Raw genomic sequence first — 7,056 nt, 5'->3', positions numbered from 1 at the left:
ACTTTGCCGGGCTGGAAGTTCGTGAGGGGCTCGCCACGCAGCCAGCTCTCCACTTTAATCGAAGGAGCCGGGGACTCCATCTGCAATACCATGTTGCCTCCAAAGCTATTGCCAAAGGTTGCGCGACTTTATGCGCGAGCTTGTTTCCCTGTTAGAGACGGGCCCACGGGTTCAACGGAAGGAGAGCATCGCTCGTCTTGCGTGTCTGCACGCAGTCAGCCCTCACTCAGTGTTGCCGTATCTAAATACGCAAAGGCCGTGCCAGCGCGCTCAGCACCCAGTAAGTGCATGATTACGCTTTGAAAACCTTTACAGCGCCCAGAAGGCCGGTTGTATTGAACCCGACATGTTTTCTGCCGCTGTCAGGTTTCGGACCCGCATCACCGCTTCGCGCCGCGAGAAAAGCGTGGCCATCCGCACGATCTCGAAGCGCCAAGACCATGCACGACCCGGTAGGATCGGGCAGTCAGTTGACGTAGGTAGCATTGTTTCTATATATTCCTCATGTCAACCAGCGAGGTCATCATGGCTCGGACAGCGCCAAACACAAGTGTTATCCGGTCTGATAGTCTGCAGGCAGTGTTTCTTCGACGCGCCACATCAGCGCTTGAGCGCATAGCAGCTACTGCCTCGCCGAAGATTCTCTCTGACGCTCTGGCTGCCCCGACGGACGCAGGTTCGCTTGCGCGGCTTCTCAGCCGGTCTGACGTCATTGGTGCGGCCGTCATCGAGCTCGACCCACTCGTTCCTGCCCTTGCAAGGAACGTCGAACACCGCAAGCTCCTGATCGAGCGTGCGGGTGGCACCTTGTCGGCCGAGGATGCTGGACGGCTGCTCGGCATTTCGCGACAGGCAGTGGACAAGCGCCGGCGAGCCGGGTCGTTGCTCGCCGTTCGGGAGGGGAGCGACTGGCGATATCCTGCTTGCCAATTTGACGAAACGGATGTGGTCGCCGGCATCCCGGAAGTTGTGCGAGCCTACACTTCGGCCGGACCGTGGATGGCGCTGGACTTCTTGCTCGCCCCCGACTCGGTGCTCGGAGGGCGCACGCCATTTGAGGCGTTGAGGGCCGGCGACCGGGATTCAGTGCTGCGCATTCTACGCAGTGAGGCTACGGATGGGTTTGGATGATTTCCGTGGAGCGGGCTGCGCGCCGCGGTCCATCCGGTCTGGCGTCTCCTCCTCCCGATTGGCTAGACGATATTTCGCTGCCTATTGACGAAATAGAAGCCGGTCAGGTTTTGCACCGTATTCACCGATCTTCGCTCGCCCCGATTTTCTTCGGCCCAGGACGAGGCGTGCCGCCGACGAGCCGTTTTGACAGCGCGGGCGGACGGTTCGGAGTCCTCTATGCCGGGCTGACGCTTCGCGGCGCGCTGGCCGAAACACTGCTACGCAATCCGCAACGACTCATGGTCAGCATGGCAGACATACTGGAGCGCTCCGCATCGGGGCTTGTCTCGGACCGGCCCTTGCGGGTTGTGCGTCTGCATGGACCGGGACTTCAAACAGTGGGCACGGACAACACGATTTCGACCGGCCCCTATGAGCCTTGCGGACTTTGGTCTGATGCGCTGTGGAGTCATCGAGATCAGCCGGATGGATTGGCCTACCACTCGCGACACGATTCCAGCGAGATTTGCGTAGCTCTCTTTGAGAGAGCTGGCATTCAATTTCTGCCACAGGAAACCCGATGCTTGTCGAGCATGTTCGACGAGGTTGCAGCGGTGCTCGACAGTTATGGGAAATCCGTTTCGCTACCCGCCAACTAGGACATCAGCTAGCGCTGCCATCGATTCCATACATTCTCGATACGGTTCTTTGGACGTACGGCGTCGGGGTCGTCCTCGACTGCATCGTCGGGCACAACCGTCAACAGGACCATCCATAGCCAAAGTTCTGCGGCATAAGTTGTTCGCAGGGGGTCGGCGGCTTTGGGCCTCTCACCAAATCAAACCAAACGCCGGCTTCAGTTCCGTCTAGATCAAGGCGGGAGAGGACCAGGCCGGACGCCTTGTTTTCGCGGCAGAGCCGCGACCGGCCCGGAAGTGAACGCTCTCCTCGATTGGGTGTTAGAGAGGCGGAGCGTCGCTGCTCGGCAAGCCCCGGAGCGCTGGCGCCGGAGCCGTGCTTCGGTTCTCTCCGCCTCTACTATGAAGAAATCGGTTCGCCGCCGTGCCAGATTTCGGTTCGGGGCCGGTTGTCTGTTCCGCAGGCAGGTCCTGCTACTGGTATAGCGATGACGCTCCGATCGATGCGCTGTTGGCGTACGGCAAGAACGAAAAGCTTGACCTGAAACCCGATGAGGCCAAGGCGGTTGCTGCATTCGCCACGATCAAGGCAGCGAACAGGAGCAGGGCATAAGCGAGATGACGAAATTCGGCGCCGATCTGATCCAGGCCATGTCGGAAGCTTTGGCTCACGCGCAAGGCACCGGACATACTGGCGCGTGGCATCTGATAACGGCACCGCTCATTTCGAGGAGACACCGGTCGGCGTTTTCCCGCAGGTTGAGGATTGGGAGGCAGAGCGCTACGGCGTGTTCGTGCAGGCGAGCATCAAGTTCAACTGAGAAAGCAATCGTCCGCCGCCACGACCCGCAAGACCAAGTTGGAAGTGCCGGCGACTAGTTCTCAGGCAAGGCCCCGTTCGATCAGCCGGGCAGGGCGAGCCGGGCGACGACATCATCATCGTCATCCACGAGGGCAAGGGGGTGGTTCGATCCGTTGTCCGATGCCAAAGGCGATGTGTACTCGTCGCTTACCTCAACGGCGTCGGGTTTGCCGGCTGCCTCGAACGCGTGGCGGAGCTGGTCGGATTTCTCCCTACGGAACCCGTCTGGATGGCGCCCGGAGCGGATACGCAATGCGCGGAGAACACCTCCTTGGTTTCGTCGTAGGGCGCATGCGAGCAGGCATAGCCCGGGACATGAACGAAGGGCCACTTGTCCGTGAGTTCCGCGCGGTTCCGGATGCTGCAGGATTGCTGTCGCGGGACCCAAAGTTGGAAACTAGCCATCTCGCGAGCCATTGAAATCCTGTCTCATTTTTTGAGGCCGTTTTTTTGGACCCCAAGGTGGGATCCTGTGGGACCCAAAGTTGTGTTCATGAGCGGGGATCAGTTTTTCCGAGGTGGCAAGTCGCCTCCAGTCCGCGATTCACTCCGGTTACGCCGGTCAGGATGTCCGGAAGAAAAGCGAAGCCTTAGAAGGGCAGTCCGCTTGCTTGGCTCAGACGAATCCCAGTTGTTGGGCGGTCTGGAATAAAGCGAGCAGCATGATCAGGCAGCCGACGAGGCGCAAAAGCGTCCGCTCGCGTATGGCCTTGACCATCCATCCGGCAAGCGGAGCGGCGATTATGCCGCCCACGATCAGCCCCAGCACCGAGCTTGCATGCGTCGACAGCGCACCGGCGTCCTGCCAGTGCCCTGTAACGAGCGCGACGATGAAGGTGATGGACACCGCGAGCGTGATCAGGAACTCGGCGGCATTGACGGTGCCGATGACGTAGCGCGGTGGCGCGCCGGCGCCGAGAAGACCGGTCACGACCATCGGTCCCCATCCGCCCCCGCCGGCCGCGTCGAGGAATCCGCCGACAGTACCCAGCGGCGCCACAAGGCGAGTGGCGACCGGATTGCTGGGGATCTTGCGAAACGACCGGAGGAACAGCCAAAGCCCGATCACGGCGAGATAGGTCGTGACGTAGGGCTTCACCATGTCGCCGTCGAACGAGGTCAGCACGAAGGCACCAAGGCAGCCGCCGAGGATGCCGAACGGCGCCAGCCGCCAGAACAGCTTCCAGTCGATATTGCGGTGGTAATGGTGCGCCGTGCCGGAAGCGGCCGTGGTGAACACCTCCGCCGCATGCACCGCGGCCGAAGCCTGCGCCGGCGGAACGCCGAAGGAGAGCAGCACCGTCGAAGAGACGGCACCGTATGCCATGCCGAGCGCGCCGTCGACCGCTTGGGCGAGAAAGCCGACTATGGCGAACAGAATGAATTCGGTCATTGGTGTCCGCCAGTAGCCCTGGACCGGGCCTGCCCCTCCGCATTGTAGAGCACGCCGGCCCCCCGTGGGCGAAGCACGATACTCGAGAGGCGGTAGCCGGCTTGGATCCGCGCCAGAGAAAAGGGCGGCATCGCTGCCAACCTTTTCGAGATTGTTGAGATGCGTGGATCTTAGAAATCCATGCCGCCCATGCCGCCGCCGGCCATACCACCCGGCATGCCGTCAGCGGGGTCCTTCTTCGGAGCCTCGGCAATCATGGCTTCGGTGGTGACCAGCAGGCCGGCGACCGAGGCCGCGTCCTGGAGAGCCGTGCGCACGACCTTCATCGGATCGACGATGCCCATGGCTATCATGTCGCCATATTCGCCGGTCTGGGCGTTGAAGCCGAAGGACACACCCTCGTTGTCGAGGATCTTGCCGGCGACGATCGAGGCCTCGGCCCCGGCGTTGGCGGCGATCTGACGGGCCGGAGCCTGCAGGGCGCGACGGACGATGGCGATGCCAGCCGTCTGGTCGGGATTGACGCCCGTGACCTTGAGGCCAGCGGAAGCACGGAGCAGGGCGACGCCGCCGCCGGCGACGATGCCTTCTTCAACGGCCGCGCGGGTCGCGTTGAGCGCGTCATCGACGCGGTCCTTCTTCTCCTTGACCTCGACTTCGGTCGCACCGCCGACGCGGATGACGGCAACGCCGCCAGCCAGCTTGGCAAGACGCTCCTGCAGCTTCTCGCGATCGTAGTCCGAGGTGGTCTCGTCGATCTGCTGCTTGATCTGGGCGACGCGGCCCTGGATCTCGGCCTTCTTGCCGGCGCCGTCGACGATGGTGGTGTTCTCCTTGGAGATCGACACCTTCTTGGCGCGACCGAGCATATTCAGGCCGACATTCTCGAGCTTGATGCCGAGGTCTTCGGAGATGACCTGGCCGCCGGTGAGGATCGCGATGTCCTCGAGCATGGCCTTGCGGCGGTCACCGAAGCCCGGAGCCTTGACGGCGGCGATCTTCAGGCCACCGCGCAGCTTGTTGACGACCAGCGTCGCCAGAGCTTCGCCCTCGACGTCCTCGGAGATGATGAGAAGCGGCTTCGACGACTGCACGACGGCCTCTAGCACCGGCAGCATGGCCTGCAGGTTGGAGAGCTTCTTCTCGTGGAGAAGGATGTAGGCGTCTTCCAACTCGGCAACCATCTTGTCCGGGTTGGTGACGAAGTAGGGTGACAGGTAGCCGCGGTCGAACTGCATGCCTTCGACGACTTCGAGCTCGGTCTCGGCGGTCTTGGCTTCCTCGACCGTGATGACGCCCTCGTTGCCGACCTTCTGCATCGCCTCGGCGATCATCTTGCCGACCGACTCGTCGCCATTGGCGGAAATGGTGCCGACCTGGGCGACTTCTTCCGAGGTCTTGATCTTCTCGGCGTTCTTGGTGAGGTGGGCGACGACTTCGGTCACGGCCAGATCGATGCCGCGCTTCAGGTCCATCGGGTTCATGCCGGCGGCAACGGCCTTGTGGCCTTCCTGCACGATCGACTGAGCCAGAACGGTCGCGGTCGTGGTGCCGTCGCCAGCGATGTCGTTGGTCTTGGACGCGACTTCGCGGATCATCTGCGCGCCCATATTCTCGAACTTGTCCTCAAGCTCGATTTCCTTGGCAACGGTGACGCCGTCCTTGGTGATGCGCGGGGCGCCGAACGACTTGTCGATGACGACGTTGCGGCCCTTGGGGCCGAGCGTCACCTTCACCGCGTCGGCGAGGATGTTGATGCCGTGAAGCATGCGCTCGCGGGCGTCACGGGAAAATTTTACATCTTTAGCTGCCATTTTTTAGCTCCTGGGCATTTCGCCCGAAATTCAGATTGGATGGGGCGGCGGCGTATCAGCCGATGATGCCCACGATGTCGGCTTCCTTCATGATCAGAAGGTCTTCGCCATTGAGCTTCACTTCGGTGCCGGACCACTTGCCGAACAGAACGCGGTCGCCAGCCTTCACGTCCAGGGCGACGATCTTGCCGCTTTCGTCGCGGGCGCCCGAACCGACGGCGACGATCTCGCCTTCCTGCGGCTTTTCCTTGGCGGTGTCGGGGATGATGATCCCGCCCTTAGTCTTTTCTTCGGATTCGACGCGGCGAACGACCACGCGGTCATGCAGCGGCCGGAAATTCGACTTTGCCATTTTTGGATGTCCCTGGTGCGGATGTTGAACGGTTCTCCGTTGCCGGAGAGTGGTTAGCACGCACCAGAAGCGAGTGCTAACGTGGCGGTGAGATAGGCGGTCAGCTGCGTCCCCGTTTTCCCCGATTGTGGGAGAAGGTGGATCGGTGGATCGGCGGGCAGCGCCGAGCGGGCTGAGCAACCGTCTTCATGTTGCCAGGCCTTGCTCGAGCGTCATCTTTGATGGGTCACCCGCGGCGGCGGTATGTTTTGGTGAGGTGATCAGGGGACGTCTTCTCCTTGGTCGGTCAAGTGTTTGCGGATGAGGGCGAGGCTGGGCTGGACGCCTGGGCCGACCCCATTTGTACAACCACGCCAGGGAAATGGACGAATTGGCCAGTAAACAATTCCGACCATCATCCCTTTTTATGTTTTCTCCTCGGCCGGCTGCGCTTTGTCACTTTTGGGAAATTGTTTTGCGGAACCGCACAGAGAGCGCCGTAACAAACCTTCTCACCCTTGTAGTTGGCCAAGGCCTGCAGTAAATGCGGTAGAAGGTGCTGTTTCAGTTCGTCCGGGATAGGCTCCGGACCGTCCAGCGACTTCAGTGCCAGCTCGACCAACTCAATCGCGCGATCTTTGTTGCCGCTCTCATGATAGTACCGAGCGACCGCCGGATAAGACCGGAACTTAGGTCCGTCGCCTTGCAAGGGATTCAGTGCCAGGATGTGTTCGGATAGCTCTTTGCCCATGGCGAAGCGCTCAGCAGACGGAAAGCGCGAATGGTCATTCGCCGGATGGAAGAGTTGGTCTAGCGCCGCAATCATCCAATGCTCGGAATTTCTGTCGATCGCGTCGCGAACCAATTGGCGTATGACGGACAAGCCGGTGCGCATGTCGTGCATT

Annotated in this window: 6 protein-coding genes and 1 pseudogene; 3 read left to right on the top strand and 4 right to left on the bottom strand. The window is 61.3% G+C overall.

Annotated elements, in window-relative coordinates:
* Positions 1-525 precede the first annotated feature (525 nt).
* The 3 genes from F3H98_RS32220 to F3H98_RS32395 all read left to right on the top strand — a co-directional run bounded on the left by F3H98_RS32220 (position 526) and on the right by F3H98_RS32395 (position 2,572).
* A complete protein-coding gene (locus F3H98_RS32220; RefSeq protein ID WP_149764724.1) occupies positions 526-1,131 on the top strand; it encodes a helix-turn-helix domain-containing protein in 606 nt (201 codons plus the stop codon).
* 5 nt (positions 1,132-1,136) lie between these two features.
* Positions 1,137-1,772, top strand: coding sequence for an RES family NAD+ phosphorylase (locus F3H98_RS30555; RefSeq protein WP_149764726.1), 636 nt, complete (start codon positions 1,137-1,139; stop codon positions 1,770-1,772).
* Positions 1,773-2,449: 677 nt separating this feature from the next.
* Positions 2,450-2,572, top strand: a complete 123-nt coding sequence (locus F3H98_RS32395; protein ID WP_280178043.1) for a hypothetical protein — start codon at positions 2,450-2,452, stop codon at positions 2,570-2,572.
* Between the two features lie 657 nt (positions 2,573-3,229).
* Here F3H98_RS32395 and F3H98_RS30540 read toward each other — a convergent pair.
* The 4 genes and pseudogenes from F3H98_RS30540 to F3H98_RS30525 all read right to left on the bottom strand — a co-directional run.
* Positions 3,230-4,006, bottom strand: coding sequence for a sulfite exporter TauE/SafE family protein (locus tag F3H98_RS30540; RefSeq protein WP_149764721.1), 777 nt, complete (start codon positions 4,004-4,006; stop codon positions 3,230-3,232).
* A gap of 170 nt (positions 4,007-4,176) precedes the next feature.
* Complete coding sequence (gene groL, locus F3H98_RS30535) at positions 4,177-5,820, bottom strand: chaperonin GroEL (protein WP_149764719.1); 1,644 nt, start codon at positions 5,818-5,820, stop codon at positions 4,177-4,179.
* Positions 5,821-5,875: 55 nt separating this feature from the next.
* Positions 5,876-6,172, bottom strand: coding sequence for a co-chaperone GroES (gene groES / locus F3H98_RS30530; RefSeq protein WP_149764717.1), 297 nt, complete (start codon positions 6,170-6,172; stop codon positions 5,876-5,878).
* Positions 6,173-6,566: 394 nt separating this feature from the next.
* Positions 6,567-7,056 (bottom strand): annotated as a pseudogene (locus tag F3H98_RS30525) (TlpA family protein disulfide reductase); the annotation flags it as partial.

The organism is Neomesorhizobium albiziae (genome assembly GCF_900114255.1).
Classification (GTDB): Bacteria; Pseudomonadota; Alphaproteobacteria; order Rhizobiales; family Rhizobiaceae; genus Neomesorhizobium; species Neomesorhizobium albiziae.
The sequence above is the reverse complement of the archived record's forward strand: the minus strand, read 5'-3'. Positions and strand labels throughout refer to the sequence as shown.

What these genes read in the sequence shown, in the direction of transcription:
- groES (WP_149764717.1), bottom strand. Translation starts at nt 6,172, where the DNA reads ATGGCAAAGTCGAATTTCCGGCCGCTGCATGACCGCGTGGTCGTTCGC.
- groL (WP_149764719.1), bottom strand. Translation starts at nt 5,820, where the DNA reads ATGGCAGCTAAAGATGTAAAATTTTCCCGTGACGCCCGCGAGCGCATG.
- F3H98_RS30540 (WP_149764721.1), bottom strand. Translation starts at nt 4,006, where the DNA reads ATGACCGAATTCATTCTGTTCGCCATAGTCGGCTTTCTCGCCCAAGCG.
- F3H98_RS32220 (WP_149764724.1), top strand. Translation starts at nt 526, where the DNA reads ATGGCTCGGACAGCGCCAAACACAAGTGTTATCCGGTCTGATAGTCTG.